This is a genomic window from Nocardioides fonticola (assembly GCF_039536805.1).
GTDB lineage: Bacteria > Actinomycetota > Actinomycetes > Propionibacteriales > Nocardioidaceae > Nocardioides > Nocardioides fonticola.
In genome coordinates this window covers 184,048-200,591 of record NZ_BAAAZH010000028.1, presented here as the reverse complement: position 1 = coordinate 200,591, position 16,544 = coordinate 184,048, and the positions used below count along the sequence as shown (strand labels likewise).

Annotated in this window: 16 protein-coding genes; 7 read left to right on the top strand and 9 right to left on the bottom strand. The window is 71.6% G+C overall.

Annotated elements, in window-relative coordinates; all coding sequences use genetic code 11:
• Positions 1–7: 7 nt before the first annotated feature.
• On the bottom strand, positions 8–565 hold the full coding sequence (locus ABD671_RS18170) for a TOPRIM nucleotidyl transferase/hydrolase domain-containing protein (RefSeq protein ID WP_344734858.1): 558 nt from the start codon (positions 563–565) through the stop codon (positions 8–10).
• Between the two features lie 38 nt (positions 566–603).
• Complete coding sequence (locus tag ABD671_RS18165; RefSeq protein WP_344734857.1) at positions 604–2,976, bottom strand: ATP-binding cassette domain-containing protein; 2,373 nt, start codon at positions 2,974–2,976, stop codon at positions 604–606.
• 59 nt (positions 2,977–3,035) lie between these two features.
• On the opposite strand from ABD671_RS18165, the gene ABD671_RS18160 reads away from it, so the two are divergent.
• Positions 3,036–3,632 carry a DUF6198 family protein gene (locus tag ABD671_RS18160; protein WP_344734856.1) on the top strand — a complete coding sequence of 199 codons (597 nt, stop codon included), beginning with the start codon at positions 3,036–3,038 and terminating at the stop codon, positions 3,630–3,632.
• Here the strand turns inward: ABD671_RS18160 and ABD671_RS18155 are convergent.
• A complete protein-coding gene (locus ABD671_RS18155; RefSeq protein ID WP_344734855.1) occupies positions 3,601–4,479 on the bottom strand; it encodes an aldo/keto reductase in 879 nt (292 codons plus the stop codon). The genes ABD671_RS18160 and ABD671_RS18155 overlap by 32 nt on opposite strands.
• A gap of 56 nt (positions 4,480–4,535) precedes the next feature.
• The gene (locus tag ABD671_RS18150) at positions 4,536–5,960 is read right to left on the bottom strand and encodes a zinc metalloprotease (RefSeq protein WP_344734854.1); all 1,425 of its coding nucleotides are present in this window, start codon (positions 5,958–5,960) and stop codon (positions 4,536–4,538) included.
• A gap of 155 nt (positions 5,961–6,115) precedes the next feature.
• Here ABD671_RS18150 and ABD671_RS18145 point away from each other — a divergent pair, with 155 nt between their 5' ends.
• Complete coding sequence (locus ABD671_RS18145; RefSeq protein ID WP_344734853.1) at positions 6,116–6,907, top strand: Fpg/Nei family DNA glycosylase; 792 nt, start codon at positions 6,116–6,118, stop codon at positions 6,905–6,907.
• Positions 6,908–7,094: 187 nt separating this feature from the next.
• On the opposite strand, the gene ABD671_RS18140 is transcribed toward ABD671_RS18145, so the two are convergent.
• A complete protein-coding gene (locus ABD671_RS18140; protein WP_344734852.1) occupies positions 7,095–7,703 on the bottom strand; it encodes a GrpB family protein in 609 nt (202 codons plus the stop codon).
• 177 nt (positions 7,704–7,880) lie between these two features.
• Here ABD671_RS18140 and ABD671_RS18135 point away from each other — a divergent pair, with 177 nt between their 5' ends.
• Complete coding sequence (locus ABD671_RS18135; RefSeq protein ID WP_344734851.1) at positions 7,881–8,039, top strand: hypothetical protein; 159 nt, start codon at positions 7,881–7,883, stop codon at positions 8,037–8,039.
• 47 nt (positions 8,040–8,086) lie between these two features.
• Here the strand turns inward: ABD671_RS18135 and ABD671_RS18130 are convergent, their stop codons facing one another.
• On the bottom strand, positions 8,087–9,103 hold the full coding sequence (locus ABD671_RS18130) for a zinc-dependent alcohol dehydrogenase family protein (RefSeq protein WP_344734850.1): 1,017 nt from the start codon (positions 9,101–9,103) through the stop codon (positions 8,087–8,089).
• A 139-nt stretch (positions 9,104–9,242) separates the two neighbouring features.
• On the opposite strand from ABD671_RS18130, the gene ABD671_RS18125 reads away from it, so the two are divergent.
• The 4 genes from ABD671_RS18125 (at position 9,243) to ABD671_RS18110 (ending at position 13,577) form a co-directional block, all read left to right on the top strand.
• Positions 9,243–10,769, top strand: a complete 1,527-nt coding sequence (locus tag ABD671_RS18125) for a helix-turn-helix domain-containing protein (RefSeq protein ID WP_344735030.1) — start codon at positions 9,243–9,245, stop codon at positions 10,767–10,769.
• A 26-nt stretch (positions 10,770–10,795) separates the two neighbouring features.
• Entirely contained in the window at positions 10,796–11,620 is an 825-nt protein-coding gene (locus ABD671_RS18120) for a glycerophosphodiester phosphodiesterase family protein (protein ID WP_344734849.1), read from the top strand.
• Positions 11,617–13,029 (top strand): MFS transporter, encoded by a 1,413-nt coding sequence (locus ABD671_RS18115; protein WP_344734848.1) that lies wholly within the window; start codon positions 11,617–11,619, stop codon positions 13,027–13,029. The genes ABD671_RS18120 and ABD671_RS18115 overlap by 4 nt, the downstream gene beginning before the upstream one ends.
• Positions 13,030–13,193: 164 nt before the next feature.
• The gene (locus ABD671_RS18110; RefSeq protein WP_344734846.1) at positions 13,194–13,577 is read left to right on the top strand and encodes an RNA polymerase-binding protein RbpA; all 384 of its coding nucleotides are present in this window, start codon (positions 13,194–13,196) and stop codon (positions 13,575–13,577) included.
• A gap of 29 nt (positions 13,578–13,606) precedes the next feature.
• Here ABD671_RS18110 and ABD671_RS18105 read toward each other — a convergent pair whose 3' ends face one another.
• The 3 genes from ABD671_RS18105 to lnt are packed head-to-tail and all read right to left on the bottom strand — an operon-like array spanning position 13,607 to position 16,366.
• A complete protein-coding gene (locus tag ABD671_RS18105) occupies positions 13,607–14,065 on the bottom strand; it encodes an FxsA family protein (RefSeq protein ID WP_344734845.1) in 459 nt (152 codons plus the stop codon).
• Between the two features lies 1 nt (position 14,066).
• On the bottom strand, positions 14,067–14,819 hold the full coding sequence (locus ABD671_RS18100) for a polyprenol monophosphomannose synthase (protein WP_344735029.1): 753 nt from the start codon (positions 14,817–14,819) through the stop codon (positions 14,067–14,069).
• Positions 14,820–14,845: 26 nt separating this feature from the next.
• Positions 14,846–16,366 carry an apolipoprotein N-acyltransferase gene (lnt, locus tag ABD671_RS18095; RefSeq protein WP_344734844.1) on the bottom strand — a complete coding sequence of 507 codons (1,521 nt, stop codon included), beginning with the start codon at positions 16,364–16,366 and terminating at the stop codon, positions 14,846–14,848.
• Between the last annotated feature and the right edge of the window lie 178 nt (positions 16,367–16,544).

Here is a 16,544-nt window from a genome sequence, read left to right as displayed (position 1 = left end):
CGCCGCGTCACATCCGTGTCATCAGCTCCGCCAGCGGCCGCGGGACGGCGTCCAACGGCATCGCGTGCACCAGGGCCGCGGCATAGCGCGCTTTGTTGCCCGATCGGGCGCTCAGGAAGAGGTGCAGCTGGCGGTGCTGGCTCCAGGTGCGCTGCACCGGCTGGTGCTGCAACCGGCGGAACGACGCGAGGTCGCCGTTGTCGTCAATGACCTCGAGCATGCGTCGCTCGCCCACCGCACGGATGAGCTCGTCCTCCAGGTCGGCCTCGCACGCGAAGAAGCCGAGCTGTTCCACCCGTCCCCTGTCGGTGACGGGGCCGAGCCCGACATCGGTGAGAGCGCGCCTAACATAACGTTCCTCGGCGACGTCGTAGAGCCCGGTGACGCCGAGTCCCGGACGACGCGCCAGGGCCTCGCGCAGATACCGGCGGATGTTGGTCGCCCCACCCATCTCGACGACGTCGACGCCCTCGGCATCGAGGTCGCGTCCCAGCCGCAGCGCCAGCGTCGTCAGCGCGATCCGGTCGCTGGCACCCTCGACGAGGACCAGGCGCGGCGCGGACATGGAGCCAGTCTCCCCCGCCACCCCACCGCGCCGCGTTGTCAGTCGTCCCGGCCGATGTAGGCGGCCAGGTGGCGGGCGGTGAGCGTCGTCCCGTCGGCCACCAGAGCGGACGGCGTGCCCTCGAAGACGATCCGTCCGCCGTCATGGCCGGCACCCGGCCCGAGATCGATGATCCAATCGGCGTGCGCCATGACGGCCTGGTGGTGCTCGATGACGATCACCGAGCGCCCGCCATCGACCAGGTCGTCGAGCAGCGCCAGCAGGTGGTCGACGTCGGCGAGGTGCAGGCCGGTGGTGGGCTCGTCGAGCACCACGACTCCCCCTGGCTCGGCCATCCGTACCGCGAGCTTGAGGCGCTGCCGCTCGCCGCCCGACAACGACGACAGCGGCTGACCCAGGCGGATGTACCCGAGTCCGACGGCGTCGAGGCGCTGGAGGATCGCCGCCGCCTGCGGCACCTTCGACTCCGCGGCCGAGAAGAACCGGAGGGCATCGGCAACGGTGAGGTCGAAGACGTCGGCGATGGAGAGCCCCGCCAGCGTCAGCTCGAGGACGGCGGGCTGGAAGCGGCGTCCCTGGCACTCCTCGCACAGCGTCGCGACGGTCTCCATGAAGCTGAGCTCGGTGTAGACCATCCCGTTGCCGTTGCAGGTCGAGCAGGCCCCCTCGGAGTTCGCGCTGAAGAGGGCCGGCTTGACGCCGTTGGCCTTCGCGAACGCCTTGCGCACCGGCTCCAGGACGCCGGTGTAGGTGGCCGGGTTGCTGCGACGGGATCCGCGGATGGTCGACTGATCGACCACCACGACGTCCTCGCGGCCGACCACCGAGCCGTGGACGAGCGAGCTCTTTCCGGAGCCGGCGACGCCGGTGACGACACAGAGGACGCCGAGCGGGATGTCGACATCGACGTCCTGGAGGTTGTGCCGGTCGGCACCGCGAACCTCGATCCGACCGGACGGCGTGCGCACCTGCTGCTTGAGACCGACGCGATGCGCGAGGTGGCGCCCGGTCAGCGTGCCGGAGGTGCGGAGCGCCTCGACCGTGCCCTCGAAGCAGACCTCCCCTCCCCCGCTGCCCGCGCCCGGGCCGAGGTCGACGACGTGGTCGGCGATGGTGATGGTCTCCGGCTTGTGCTCGACGACCAGCACCGTGTTGCCCTTGTCGCGCAGCTGGAGCAGGAGGCGGTTCATCCGGTCGATGTCGTGGGGATGCAGGCCGACGGTCGGCTCGTCGAAGACGTAGGTGATGTCGGTGAGAGCCGAGCCGAGATGCCGGATCATCCGGGTGCGCTGGGCCTCTCCGCCCGAGAGGCTGCCGGAGGGACGGTCGAGGGAGAGGTACCCCAGCCCGATCTCGTCGAAGGCGTCGAGCAGCTCGACGAGAGCCGTCCGCAGAGGCGCGACGCTGGCGTCGTCCAGCGACCGGATCCACTGCGCGGCGTCGCTGATCTGCATCGCGCACACCTCAGGCAGGGTGCGTCCGTGCACCCGGGCGGTGCGAGCGGCCTCGTTGAGGCGGGAGCCGCCGCACTCGGGGCAGACCCCGAAGGTCGCGGCCCGCTCGACGAACGCGCGCACGTGCGGCTGGAGCGAGTCGGGGTCCTTGCTGAACATCGACTTGCGGATCTTGGGCAGCAGGCCCTCGAAGGTCACGTTGACGTTCTCGACCTTCACCTTGCGCGGTTCGGCGTGGAGCAGGTCGTCGCGCTGCTTCGGCGTGAGGTCGCGCACCGGCACATCGGGTGGCACGACGGCCTTGAACGCGGCGACCATCCAGCCGTCGGCGGTGTAGCCCGGCACCAGGATGGCGCCGTCCTGGAGCGATCGGCTCTCGTCGAGGATGACCGACAGGTCGAGGTCGGAGACAGAACCGCGTCCCTCGCACTGAGCGCACATGCCACCGAGGTAGACGACATCGCGGACGACGTCGCGCACGACGCGCCCGTCGGCCTTCTCCGTCGTGCGGACGCCGCTGGCCCGCCGGGTGGGCACGTTGAAGGAGAACGCCGTCGGCGGGCCGACGTAGGGCTCGCTGAGGCGGCTGTAGAGCGAGCGCAGCATCGTGTGCGCGTCGGTGACGGTGCCGACCGTCGATCGGGCGTTCGCCACCATCGGCTCCTGCCCCACGACGATCGCCGCCGTGAGGCCCTCGAGCCGATCGACGTCGGGCCGGTCGAGGGAGGGCATGAAGCCCTGGACGAACGCGCTGTAGGTCTCGTTGATCATCCGCTGCGACTCCGCGGCGATCGTGCCGAACACGAGCGAGCTCTTGCCCGAACCCGACACCCCCGTGAACACGGTCAGGCGCCGCTTCGGCAGGGTCAGATCGATGCCCTGCAGGTTGTTCTCCCGCGCGCCCTCGACGCGGATGACGTCGTGCTGGTCGGCGGGGTGGAGCGGTTCCAGGGTCACGGCGCGACCCTAGTGGCGCCGCAGCTTCGCCGCCTCGCCCGGCATGACAGGCTCCCGGGGTGCGTGCACTCCTCCAACTGACCCTCAGCTGCGTCGTGCTGGGCGCGGGCGTGGCGCTGCTGCTGACGGCAGAGCTCGGTTCGGACGGGTACTCGACCCTGGTCAGCGGGCTCGCGCTCGCCTCCGGTCTGCCGTTCTGGTCGGTCAACGTCTGCCTGGGCGTCGTGCTCATCGCCCTGGCCTGGACGCGCGGGGTGCGTCCGGGACCGGGCACCGTCGTCCAGCCGGTCGTGGTCGGCCTGACCGTCTCGGCGCTGCTGGCCGCCGCGGCGACGCCGGAGGACGCCGTCGTCCGAGCCGTGCTGGCGGCGCTGGCGCTGCCGGTGCTCGCGCTCGGGGTGGCGGGCTACCTCGCCGTCGAAGCCGGGGCCGGCCCTGCCGAGGCGGCGGGTCAGGCCTTCGACCCACCGGTGCCGTTCGGCTGGAGCTACACCGTGCTGCAGGTCGGCGGCGCGCTGGTCGGATGGGCGTGCGGGGCAGCGGTCGGTCCGGGGACGGTGCTCGTCGCCCTGACGATCGGACCGATCGTCGACCTCCTGCGACCCCGACTCCCCCAGCCTCGTCTCAGGCCAGCCGCGCCAGCTCCTCGCCGGTGAGCACCAACTCGGCGGCCGCTGCCGAGTCGCGGATCGAGGAGGGCCGCTTCGCCCCCGGGATCGGGACGACGCAGGGCGACTGCGCGATCTCCCAGGCGAGGGCCACCTGCTGCGGGGAGACGCCGCGCTCGGCGGCGACCTCCGCGAAGGCAGGGTGCTGCTCCCCCAGGCCCTTGGCGTCGCCCAGCCCACCCAACGGGCTCCACGGCAGGAAGATCAGACCGAGCTCGGCGCACACCTCGATCTCGGGAGCGCTCGAGCGGAAGGCCGGCGAGAACTGGTTCTGCACGCTCACCAGCGCATCGCCGAGGATCGAGTGGGCGAGCCGGATCTGCTCGGGGTTCGCGTTGGACAGGCCGACCATCCGCACCGCCCCCGAGTCGTGCACCTCCTTCAGAGCGCCGATCGTCTCCTCGTAGGGGACGGCCGGGTCGGGGCGGTGGTGCTGCCACAGGTCGATGGTCTCGACCCGGAGCCGTTCGCGGCTCGCGTGAACGGCCGCCTTCAGGTGCTCGGGACGGCCGTCGAGCGCCCAGCCGCCGCCGTCGGTGCGCACGTGGCCGGCCTTGGTGGCCAGGAAGACCTGGTCGCGCACGGCCAGCTCATCGAGCAGGGAGGCGATGAGCCGCTCGTTCTCGCCCATCGCCTCGGCACCCTTCTCCTCCCCCGGCCCGTAGGCGTCGGCGGTGTCGAAGAACGTCACGCCCGCATCGAGCGCGGTCGTCACGGTGTCGAGGAGCTGCTGGCGCGGCTGGGCACCGGTCTGGTCGAAGGTCATCAGGCCGAGACCGACGACGCCGACCTCCACCGTGCCGACCGTGCCGTTGCCGAGGATGCGGGTGTCCATGCCCTCGTTCTAGCGGTCGCGCAGCCGTCCTTCCAGGCCAACGGGGTGAGCGCGGCTCACAGTCCGGTGCGGACCACCTGGAGCCGGTAGCTGCCGATCGAGCCGTAGGCCGCCTCACCTCCGAGCGCAGGACGGCCCTCACCGGTGCCGCGCACCCGGAGCACGTACACGCCGGCCCGCAGGCTCAGCCGCAGGGAAGCATCGGTCCCCTCGGCGCGCACGTTGTCGAGTCGTCTCGTTCGGGGCGCCGCTGCGGTGAGCACCCTGCCCGCGGCATCGAGGACGCCGAGTCCCACGTCGAGTGCACTGCCCTGACCGAGCGGCGTCACCGAGAGGTCGTACGTGCCTGACTGGCGCACGCGCAGGACGACGAGGTCGACGTCGCGACGGTTGCTGACGCCGATGAGCCCGTCGAGACGAGCGCTGCGCTGCAGCAGGCCGGTCGAGAGGTCGGCGACCGGGAGGCCGTCCGACCCGATGGGCAGGTCCCCGATCCGGTCGACGTGGTCGTCGGGGACCGGCGGAGCCCAGCGGCTGATCATCGCGCGGTCGTCCTCCCGCTCGGTCGCACCGCGGTACCGACCGTCCGACCACTGGTGCAGCGGCTGGGCGAACGGCGAGCCCATGATCGGCGACCACGGCGCGGAGCCGTCGTAGTACTCCTGCCGGAACCCGTTCTTCTCCACCCCGTCGTGGGACAGGCCGAAGTTGTGGCCGACCTCGTGCGCGGCGAGCGCGGCGATGATGTCGGGCACGTTCCAGCCGTAGTCGGAGAACACCCAGGCGACCGAGAGGTAGCGGTTGTCGACGCCGGTGCTCGACCAGAGGTCCATCTCGGCGCGCCCGGAGGCGCACCTGCACGACGGGTCGAGCACGTCGCGCGGGGTGATGACGACGTGGGTGCCGTAGCGGGTGTCGGCGGCCGAGGAACGTGCGAGGTCCGAGGCCGGCGGGGTCGCCGTCGTGACGTCGACGTCCCACGGGGCGTAGGCGGCTGCGACACCGGCCCAGATCCGCTGGATCTGGGCGCGCTCGAGATCGCTGAAGGACGACGCGCGGTCGCTCGGGTCGGCGTACGCCCGGGCGCGGATCGTCCGGCCGCCGCGGTACTTGTCGTTCCAGTAGGTGCCCGTCACCGTCGCGCCGTCGAAGTCGAGATAGATCGTCACCGGGGCATCCGGCCGCGAGGACAGCTGGAAGGTGCGCGAGAGCGGGAACAGCGGGTCGACGATCGCGGCTGCCCGCGACACGCCGACCCGCTGCCGGGGCACGGCCTCCTCGGCCACCTCCACCGGGTCCACTCGATGCTGGAGCACGGCCGCCGGCCAGGGCCGGAGCGGGGTCGACGTCGACGGCGACGACGGAGGGAGCAGTGCCGTGACAGGCCCCTGCTCGACCGAGGTCGAGACGGACGGGGAGGGCAGGGCGGTCGCGCCGATCGTCGCGGCGAACACTGCCGCGGCCAGGAGTCGTCGATCCATGACAGACCTCGTGGAAGTGGGGTGGGAGCTGGGACGATCCGTGTCCCACCTCCTCCATCGGCCACCCCGCGGCGTTCCTTACCCGGTCTGGTCGTCCATCGATGCCCACGCTCACGCGCACCTCGGGGTTGGGGCGACCGGTCACCATCGGGGGCGTGCCCGAAGGACATACGATCCACCGCCTCGCCCGGCGCCACCGCCGCCTCCTCCACGGTCAGGTCGTCGAGGTCAGCAGTCCCCAGGGGCGTTTCGCCGAGGGCGCGGCCCAGCTCGACGGTCGCCGTCTCGAGGGCACCGACGCGTGGGGCAAGCACCTCTTCCACCGCTACGACGACTGGTGGCTGCACATCCACCTGGGGCTGTTCGGGAAGTTCCGTGACGGCGCACTGCCGGCCCCCGAACCCCGCGGCGCACTGCGCCTGCGCCTGGTCGGCGAACGGTCCTGGGTGGAGCTGCGCGGCCCGACCGCGTGCGAGCTGATGGTCGACGCCGAGCGTGACGCGCTGCTGTCCCGGCTCGGGCCGGATCCGCTGCGCAAGGACGCTGACGTCGAGGCGTTCCTCGCCCGGGTGGCGCGCAGCCGCGCGCCGATCGCCACCCTGCTGATGGACCAGAAGGTGATCGCCGGCGTGGGCAACGTCTACCGCGCCGAGGTGCTCTTCCGGCACGGCGTCGCGCCCCTCGCGGCCGGCCGCGACCTGCCCGGCGAGGTGACGGCCGCGATGTGGGACGACCTGGTCGGCCTGCTCGAGGACGGCGTCCGGGCCGGACGCATCGTCACCACCGAACCGGAGGACCGGGAGCGACCCCACGGCCGTCCGCGCCGGGTCGACGCCCACTACGTCTACGGCCGGGCGGGCCTCCCCTGCCGTCGGTGCGGCACCGAGATCCTCGATGCCGACCACGTGGGCCGACGGCTCTTCTGGTGCCCGGTCTGCGAGGCATGATGGCGGCTGGGCGGCTGAATCCGGTGGTCGAGGTGCGACGAGCGCCAGCGGGGAGCCGCGAGACCCGGTGGGACAACCCTCCTGCGGTACGGGAAGGCTCACGGGTGCGGGGGTCTCGCGGCTCGCTGCGCTCGCACCTCGACCACCGAAGCGGCTCGCTGCGCTCGCACCTCGACCACCGGGCCCGCTAGTCGGTGAGCCCCGTCGCAGCGAAGAGCCGCGCGTAGATCTCGCGGACGACGTCCTGCTTGCGCGCGTTGTACTCCATGGCGTGCTCCCCCAGCGCCGCCGAGGCCGCGCTCGCCTCGTTCTTCGCAGCCGCGTAGCGGTCGCGATCGTCGGGGTGCTGGCGCAGCCAGTCGCGGAAGAGCCGGTGCCGCACCGCCTCGGGACTGGTGAAGTCGAACACGTGGAGGTGGACGAGCGGGTCGTCGAGGCGCAGCATCCGGTGGCCCCACCACCAGGGTTCGCGGATGCGATGCACGAAGCCTGCGGCCACGAGCGGCGGGATGTAGGCGTCCTCGGCGTCGGGGTCGGCCACGATCAGGTCGATGTCGATAACAGGTTTGGCTGCCAACCCCGGCACCGAGGTGGAACCGACATGGTGGATCTCGAGCACACGGGCGCCGAGCACGGCACGGATCCGCGCCTCGAGGTCGGCGTACACCGCCGGCCAGGCCGGGTCGTAGGCGACGACCTCAGGGGGCGGTTCGGGATGCTGGCCCGGAACCCACGGGTCGGCACCCGCCGGCGGGTCGTCGTCGGTGAAGGTCGTCAACTGCTTCCGAGTCGGCATGCCCGCAGCCTAGGCACCCGGCCCGGGTCGGGAGGCGCCACCCCGATGGGTCGGAGCGCGCGCCACGCATAGCCCGAGCGGACTACGCCCCCCGGGTCGTCCCGGCAGTCCTGTGGAGTTCTGCTCAGGCCGGCGCCGCAACGTCCGTACGGTCGAGGGACCCGAGAGGAGACTCCCATGTGGGACACCGTCGAACGACCCGACGAGCGACATGAGCACCTGTCGCACGACCGGCCCTGCCAGAAGTGCGGGCACGCGATCCACATCTACCTCGCCTGCGGCGACGGCTGCGACTGCCCGCCGGTCGCCGGCGCCGGCTCCGCCCGCGTCGCCTGAACCACCCCTCGCGCGCCCGCGCGTCGATCAGCGGGCCGTGACCGGCCTCAGGGCTGCAGCAGCACCTTGATGGCGCGCCGCTCGTCCATCGCCCGGTAGCCCTCGGCGACCTCCTCGAGCGGCAGCGTGAGGTCGAAGACCGGGCCGGGGTCGATCCGTCCGGCCAGCACCAGCTCGAGCAGCTCCGGCAGGTAGCGCCGCACCGGCGCCATGCCGCCCGCCAGGCCCACATTGCGCCCGAACATGGTGCGCACCGGCAGCTCGACGCCGTGCGGCACCCCGACGAACCCGACCATCGATCCGGGTCGGGCGACGTCGAAGGCGGTCTTCATCGACTGGTCGGTGCCCACGCACTCCAAGACGGCGTCCGCGCCGATGCCGTCGGTGATCTCCATGACCGCGGCCAGCGCCTCGGCGCCGCGCTCGGCGACGATGTGGGTCGCCCCGAAGCGCCGCGCGATCTCCTGACGCGGCTCGTGGCGCGACATCGCGATGATGCGCTCGGCGCCGATGGTCGCGGCGGCCAGGACGCCGCACAGCCCGACCGCACCGTCGCCGATCACGACCGCGGTCGAGCCCGGGCGCACCCCGGCCGACACGGCGGCGTGCCAGCCGGTGGGCATGACGTCGGAGAGCGTGAGCAGCGCCGGCAGCAGCGCGGGGTCGTGGTCGACCGGGAGCGCGACGAGGCTGCCGTCAGCCTGGTTGACCCGCGTGTACTCGGCCTGACCGCTCTGGGTGAAGCCGAGGTTCATGCACCCGGCCTGCATCCCGGCCCGGCAGTGGGCGCAGGTGTTGTCGCAGTGGTCGAAGGGCACCACGACGAGGTCGCCGGCCCGGAACCCGCTGACCTCGGAGCCCACCTCCTCGATCACCCCGAGGCATTCGTGACCGATGGTCTGACCGGGCGTGATCGGGTTCTCCCCGCGGTAGGGCCACAGGTCCGAGCCGCAGATGCAGGCCGCCGTCACCTTGACGATGGCGTCGGTGGGCTTCTCGATGCGGGGGTCGTCGACCTCGGTGAACCGGATGTCCTGGGCGGCGTGGAGGGTGGTGGCGCGCATGCGCCGATGCTCCCACGGGCCGCCCGCCGGGCCGCACGGGGCGGTCCGCCGAGCGGACCCTCACTCCCCCGGGTGGGACGCCGACGCGCCCGGCCGACGATGTCTTGCCGTATCTCATATATGAGTTACCGTGATCGACATGACGGAGGGCTACAAGGGGCGCATCGGCCATCTCATCCGCGACGCCCGCAAGCATCGCGGACTCACCCAGCACCAGCTGGCCGAGCGGCTCGGCACCAGCCAGAGCGCGATCAACCGCATCGAGAAGGGGCAGCAGAACCTGTCCCTGGAGATGCTGGCGCGCATCGGCGCCGCGCTCGACTCCGAGATCGTCGCCCTCGGCGCCGGCCCGACCCACTTGCGCATCACCGGCCCGACCACCCTGTCCGGCACGATCGAGGTCAAGACCTCCAAGAACGCCGGCGTCGCCCTGCTCTGCGCCTCCCTGCTCAACCGGGGCCGCACCACCCTGCGCAAGGTCGCGCGCATCGAGGAGGTCAACCGGCTGCTCGAGGTGCTGGGGAGTCTCGGCGTGACCACCCGCTGGCTCAACGCCGAGAACGACCTGGAGATCATCCCGCCGAAGGAGCTGCGCCTCGACGCCATCGACGAGGACGCCGCCCGGCGCACCCGCTCGGTGATCATGTTCCTCGGTCCGCTGCTGCACCGCGCCGAGACCTTCGAGCTGCCCTATGCGGGCGGCTGCAACCTCGGCACCCGCACGGTCGAGCCGCACATGTCCGCTCTGCGGCCCTTCGGTCTGGAGGTCAAGGCCACCGAGGGCAGCTACCACGCCCAGGTGAACCGCGCGATCGAGCCGACCCGCCCGATCGTGCTCACCGAGCGCGGCGACACGGTCACCGAGAACGCGCTCATGGCCGCGGCCCTGCATCCGGGCACCACGATCATCCGCAACGCCTCGTCGAACTACATGGTCCAGGACCTCTGCTTCTACCTCCAGAAGCTCGGTGTGAGCGTCGAGGGCATCGGCACCACCACCCTCACGGTCACCGGCTGCGCCGAGATCGACGTCGACGTCGACTACGCGCCCGCCGAGGACCCCATCGAGGCGATGTCGCTGCTGGCCGCCGCGATCGTCACCCGTTCGGAGATCACCATCACCCGAGCGCCCATCGAGTTCCTCGAGATCGAGCTGGCCACGCTGGCCGAGATGGGTTTCCGCTACACCCAGTCCGAGGAGTACCTCGCGCGCAACGGGCACACGCGGCTGGTCGACATCACGACCCATCCCAGCGACCTGGTGGCCCCGCACGACAAGATCCACCCGATGCCGTTCCCCGGCCTCAACATCGACAACCTGCCGTTCTTCGCCGTCATCGCCGCCGTCGCCACCGGGCAGACGCTGCTGCACGACTGGGTCTATGAGAACCGGGCCATCTACCTCACCGAGCTCACCAAGCTCGGCGCCGCGGTCAAGCTGCTCGACCCGCACCGCGTGATGATCGAGGGGCCGACCCACTTCTCGGGCACCGAGATCGTGTGTCCGCCGGCCCTGCGTCCGGCAGTGGTCATCCTGCTGGCGATGCTGGCCTCGAAGGGCACCAGCGTGCTGCGCTCCACCTACGTCATCCACCGCGGCTACGAAGACCTCGCCGAGCGCCTCAACACCCTCGGCGCGTCGATCGAGACCTTCCGCGACATCTGAGGTCGCCGCGGTCGATACTCGGTCAGGTGACGACCTCGCCGGTCACCGGCCATCGCTACCTCGACCGGGTGCACGAACAGCCCGGATCCGTGCTCGCGTTCGCACACCGCGGCGGGGCCGAGCACCCCGAGATCCGGGGCCTGGAGAACACGCTGCACGCGTTCCGGCACGCCTACGGACTGGGCTACCGCTGGTTCGAGACCGACGTGCACCTCAGCGCGGACGGCGAGCTCGTCGCGTTCCACGACACGCGGCTCGATCGCGTGACCGACGGTTCGGGCGCCCTGGCCGACCTTCCGCTGGCCGCGATCCGTGCGGCCCGCGTCGGCGGCCGGGAGCCGGTGCCCACACTCGCCGAGCTGGTCGAGGCCTTCCCCGACGTGCAGTTCAACATCGACATCAAGGCCGAGGGGGCGACCGGTCCGCTGGCGCGGTTCCTCCTCGATCGCGAGCTGGGCGAGCGGGTCATGGTCGGCGCGTTCTCCCCCCGGCGTCTCGGACGCTTCCGTCAGCTGACGCGGGGCGCGATCCCCACCTCCGCCCATCCCGGTGAGGTGGCCGCCTTCGTCACGGCGCCGACCCTGCGGGTGGGCCGCTCGCTCCTGCGCGGTCGCGTCGCCGCGCTCCAGGTGCCGCACCACCACCTGTTCCACGGACGCCGGGTCGAGGTCGTCACCGACCGCCTCGTGCGCCGGGCCCACGACGCGGGCCTGCACGTGCACGTGTGGACCATCGACGATCCCGCCGAGATGCACCAACTGCTCGATCTGGGCGTCGACGGCATCATGACCGACCGCACCGACCTGCTCCGCGACGTCCTGATCGAGCGCGGCCGCTGGTGGTCGGCATGACCGCGGACGCCGCCGCGCCGGCTCGGCGCGACACCGCCGTCCAACGCTCCTGGTATTGGTACGACTGGGCGAACTCGGCGTTCTACACGACCGTGCTGACGGTGCTCTTCGCGCCGTACATGATCACGGTGGCGGGTCGTGCGGCCGGCTGCGTCGATGCCGACGACACCTGTTCGCGCACCGTCTCGCTGTTCGGCCTGCACCTGGCGGCGGGGTCGCTGCCCAGCTACCTGACCAGCTTCGCGACCATCGCCAGCGCGGTGGTGCTCCCGGTGGTGGGCGTGCTCGTCGACCGCTCCCCCCACAAGCGACGCCACATGGCCGGCTTCGCGTGGGCCGGCGCCGCGTGCGGGTCGCTGCTCTTCTGGCTGCGCGACGACCAATGGCAGATCGGCGCGTTCGCGATCGTCCTCAGCAGCATCCTCGCGGGTTGCTCGCTGGTGAGCTACTACGCGATCCTCGTCGACATCGCCGACCCCGACGACCGCGACCGGGTCTCCTCGCGCGGCTGGGCCTGGGGCTACCTCGGCGGCGGACTGCTCCTGCTCGTCAACCTCGTCGTGGTGCTCGGCCACGACACCTTCGGGCTCTCGAAGGAGATGGCGGTCCGGGTCTCGCTGCTCTCGGCCGTCGTGTGGTGGGCGGCCTTCACCGTGATCCCCTACCGGGGCCTGCGGAGCCTGGACGCCGCGCGAACGACTGCTCCCGCCCGCGCCCCGGCGGACGCCGGCCTCTGGCGCGCCAGCTTCGGCCAGCTCGCCCGGACCCTGCGCGAGCTGCCGCGCTATCCGATGACCCTGACGTTCCTGGTGGCCTACCTCTTCTACAACGACGGCATCCAGACCGTCGTCGCGAGCGCGTCGACCTACGGGTCCAAGCAGCTCGGCTTCAGCGACTCGGTGCTCATCGCGACCATCCTGCTCATCCAGTTCGTCGCCTTCGGCGGTGCGCTGCTGTTCGGCCGGCTGGCGGCACGCCACGGGGCCTACCGCAGTCTGCTGTGGGGCACGGTCGCCTGGATGGCGATCGTGCTCGCCGCCCTCGTGCTCCCCGAGCGCAGCGTCGTCCCCTTCCTGCTGGTCGGCACCGCGATCGGGGTGGTGATGGGCGGCACGCAGGCGCTCTCCCGCTCGTTCTTCAGCCAGCTCATCCCGACCGGCCGCGAGGGCGAGTACTTCGCCCTCTACAACGCCTGCGAGCGGGGTACCTCGTGGTTCGGGACGCTCCTGTTCGGCGTCGTCTTCCAGCTCACCGGCTCCTACCGGCCCTCGATCCTGGCCCTCATCGTCTTCTTCGTCCTCGGCGGCCTGGTGCTGACCCGCCTCGACGTCGAACGGGGCATCGCCGAGGCCGCAGGTACACCCGTCGTTCCGGGGTCCGATCCCGGCTCCGCTCCCCCGTCAGCCTGAGAGACGGCTGTGAAACGGGCCAGGGAGACCACCCGTTCGTCGTTTGTCGGAATCTTCGCCCCCTCAGTACCGTTGATCACTTCGACGGCGTGGAACCCCGAGGGCAATCCCCATCCGGGCCCGTGCCGAATCAGTGGGGGAAAGCAGAGACTGGAGGTGCCCCAATGGCGGAGCGCACGTTGCGTGGAGCGCGACTCGGCGGCCAGAGCTTCGAGGACGAACGCGGCATCGAGTTCGCGGCGCGTCAGCAGGTCGGTTACAAGTGCCCGCAGGGCCACGAGTTCGAGATCACGATGTCGGTCGAGGCCGAGATCCCGGCCATCTGGGAATGCCCCCGGTGTGGCGTCGAGGCTCTGAGCACCTCCGGCATCGAGCCGGAGCAGAAGGTCGAGAAGCCCGCTCGCACCCACTGGGACATGCTCCTCGAGCGCCGCTCGGAGAAGGAGCTGGAGGACATCCTCAAGGAGCGCCTCGAGCTGCTGCGCGGCGGCGAGATCGGCCCGGCCCACCTCCACCGCGCCAACGCGAAGAAGCGCGTCGCGGGCTGATCAGCCCCGATGCCCGACCGGCTCGCCGGTCACTCGTCGACGACCTCGCCCCGGACCACCGCATCGTTGGGACCGGGGCGAGTCGCATGTCCGGGTCCCACGACGACCAGGCGGGCGGCCACGAACCGGGCGAGCAGCCCGCGGAACAGCGGCCGGGTCAGCGGCAGGATCATCAGCGCAGCCGCGATGTCGGTGACGAACCCCGGGGTGAGCATGAGGGTGCCGCCGATGAGGATCAGCGCCCCGTCGGCCAGCTCGGTGGCCGGCATGCGGCCCGAGTCGAGGGCGGTGCGCAGCGCACGCCAGGCCCGTCGTCCCTCCCGGCGGACCAGCCAGGAGCCCGCGAGGCTGTCGGCCACGAGCAGGACCACGGTCCACCACGCCCCGATGACCTGGCCGACCTGGATGATCACGTAGATCTCCACGACCGGCACCACGATGAAGGCCAGGACCAGGATCGAGGCGAACCGGCGCCCGCGGGAGGCCATCTCAGCGCACCCCGGTGCCGATCGGGGGCAGCGTCTCGGCGCCCCGGCGGCGGCGCCAGGCGGCCCGGCGCTCGGCCAGGCCCCAGCGGGTGACCAGACGCAGCGACTCCGTGGCCACGGCGCCGCTCATCTTGGAGTCGCCGCGCTCGCGCTCGATGAACTCGATCGGCACCTCGCGCACGGTCAGGCCGGCCCGCAACGTGCGCGTGACGAGATCGGTCTGGAAGACGTAGCCGGCCGAGATGACGGTCGAGAGATCGATCTTCTCCAGCGTGCTGCGCCGGAAGAGCCGGTAGCCGGCGGTGGCGTCGCGCACGTCGATGCCCAGGAGCAGCCGGACGTAGAGGTTGCCCCCGCGGGAGAGCAGGCGACGGTTCAGCGGCCAGTTCACGACCGAACCTCCCGGCACGTACCGGGAGCCGATGACCAGGTCGGCCTCGGCGAGCGCGGTGATGAGGCGGTGGAGCTGCTCGGGCTGGTGCGAGCCGTCGGCGTCCATCTCGCCGATCACGTCGTAGCCGGCGTCGAGCGCGTGGCGGAAGCCGTGCAGGTAGGCGGCGCCGAGGCCGGCCTTCTCGGAGCGGTGGAGGACCGCGACGGCGGGATCGGCGGCGGCCAGCTCGTCGGCCAGCACACCGGTGCCGTCCGGTGACCCGTCGTCGACGATGAGGACGTCGACCTCGGGCACCGCGGTGCGCAGGCGCCCCACGATCCAGGCGAGGTTCTCGGCCTCGTTGTAGGTCGGGATCACCATCACGGCCCGGCCCAGTCCGTCGATACTCACGTCGTTCCCTCTTCTGTCGCAGGTGCGTGACTGCGCACCCTGCGGGCACGACGATACGTGAGGGTGACGAGCACGAGACCCCACAGCGTCGCGCCGATGCACGTTCGTCCGATCGTGCGGCCCCAGCGCACCCCCGGAGTCACGCCGTCGGTCAGCGCCACCCGGTCGAGCAGGACGTCGGTCGTGCGCTTGGCCGCCCGGTCGACCACCGTGCCGTCGGGCGCGATGATCCCGCTGATGCCGTTCGTGGAGGCGACCACGGTCCACTTGCCCGTCTCGATGGCGCGCAGGCGGGTCATCGCGAACTGCTGGTCGGTCTGGTGGGTGAAGATGAAGGTGGCGTTGCTCGTCTGCACCGTGAGCAGCTGGGCGCCGCCGAGCATCTGGTCGCGGATGCCGTCGTCGTAGGCGATGTCGAAGCAGATCGCGTCGGCGACCGGCACGCCGGCGACCCGCAACGGCGTCGAGCGGGTGCCCGCGCGCATGTCGCGGGTGATCTGGGCGAGCTGACCGAAGTTCAGGTCGAGGTACTGACGGAAGGGGATGTACTCCCCGTACGGCACCGGGTGGCGCTTCGTGTACCGGTCGCCCGGCCCGGTGCTCGGGTTCCACACGATGCCCTGGTTGAGCGCGTAGTCGGGACCGTCGTCGACGATCGCGCCGACCATCACCGGGACGCCGATGGCGGCCACCGCGCGCTCGATCCCGCTGCGGGTCTCCTCGTCGGCGAACGGGTCGACGGCCGTGGAGTTCTCCGGCCACACGACCAGGTCGGGCGCCGGAGCCTGCCCCGCCGCCACGCGATCGGCGAGCTCGACGGTGGCGTCGACGTGGTTGCGGGTCACCTGGCGGTAGTCGTAGAGGATGTCGTTACCCGGGCCGGGCACGTCGCCCTGCACCGCGGCGACGGTGACCTGGCCGATCGTGGGCAGCCGCTCGCGATGCAGCGTCGGGGCCAGCAGTGCCGCGGTCACGAGCACCAGCGCCGCCGCGCCGTGCCAGCGCGCACCGCGGGTGCGCACCAGCCAGGCGAGCAGCGCCGCGATCAGCGCCAGCAGGAACGACACCCCGACCATCCCCACGTACGGCAGCGCCCATTGCGCCGGGGTGTCGACCACCGCGAAGGACAGGCGTCCCCACGGCATGCCGCTGAAAGGCCACTGGCTGCGCCAGACCTCCATCGTCACCCAGGAGGCAGCGACCCACAGCGGCCACAGGCGGCGTCCGAGGAAGGCCGCCGCCGCCGTGGCGAACAGCGCGTAGAACAGCGCCTCCACGCCGGCCAGCGCCACCCACGGCGCGATCCCGAGCGACTGCTTCATCCAGTAGATGTGGGTGAAGTAGAAGCCGACGCCGAAGGCGAGCCCGGGGATCCAGGCCCGACGCACCGGGACGCCGTCCAGGCACACCAGGAACGCCGCCACCGCGACCGGCAGCACCCAGGGCAGCGCGATCGGCTCGTAGGCCGTCGAGAGGGCCAGGCCGGCGCTGCATGCCCAGGCGGCCCGTCGCACCACGCCCTCAACCTACCGGGAGGGGGTCGGCGGCCGAGGATCGACCGCGACGTGCCGGGCGGAGGCAGAGCGTCGGAAGGACCCCGAAACCCTTCGGTCCAGGCCTCGATCCGACCGGCTGCCGGGGTCGGCCTGTTGTCTAGGGGGACCGGGGTCCTTCCGCGGCCGCCCTCGCGGTGCG

Coding starts and splice junctions, on each gene's coding strand:
- ABD671_RS18155 (WP_344734855.1), bottom strand. CDS start 4,479: ATGGACACCCGCATCCTCGGCAACGGCACGGTCGGCACGGTGGAGGTC.
- ABD671_RS18135 (WP_344734851.1), top strand. CDS start 7,881: ATGTGGGACACCGTCGAACGACCCGACGAGCGACATGAGCACCTGTCG.
- ABD671_RS18100 (WP_344735029.1), bottom strand. CDS start 14,819: ATGGTGATCCCGACCTACAACGAGGCCGAGAACCTCGCCTGGATCGTG.
- ABD671_RS18140 (WP_344734852.1), bottom strand. CDS start 7,703: ATGCCGACTCGGAAGCAGTTGACGACCTTCACCGACGACGACCCGCCG.
- ABD671_RS18125 (WP_344735030.1), top strand. CDS start 9,243: ATGACGGAGGGCTACAAGGGGCGCATCGGCCATCTCATCCGCGACGCC.
- ABD671_RS18170 (WP_344734858.1), bottom strand. CDS start 565: ATGTCCGCGCCGCGCCTGGTCCTCGTCGAGGGTGCCAGCGACCGGATC.
- ABD671_RS18110 (WP_344734846.1), top strand. CDS start 13,194: ATGGCGGAGCGCACGTTGCGTGGAGCGCGACTCGGCGGCCAGAGCTTC.
- ABD671_RS18115 (WP_344734848.1), top strand. CDS start 11,617: ATGACCGCGGACGCCGCCGCGCCGGCTCGGCGCGACACCGCCGTCCAA.
- ABD671_RS18130 (WP_344734850.1), bottom strand. CDS start 9,103: ATGCGCGCCACCACCCTCCACGCCGCCCAGGACATCCGGTTCACCGAG.
- ABD671_RS18105 (WP_344734845.1), bottom strand. CDS start 14,065: ATGGCCTCCCGCGGGCGCCGGTTCGCCTCGATCCTGGTCCTGGCCTTC.
- ABD671_RS18150 (WP_344734854.1), bottom strand. CDS start 5,960: ATGGATCGACGACTCCTGGCCGCGGCAGTGTTCGCCGCGACGATCGGC.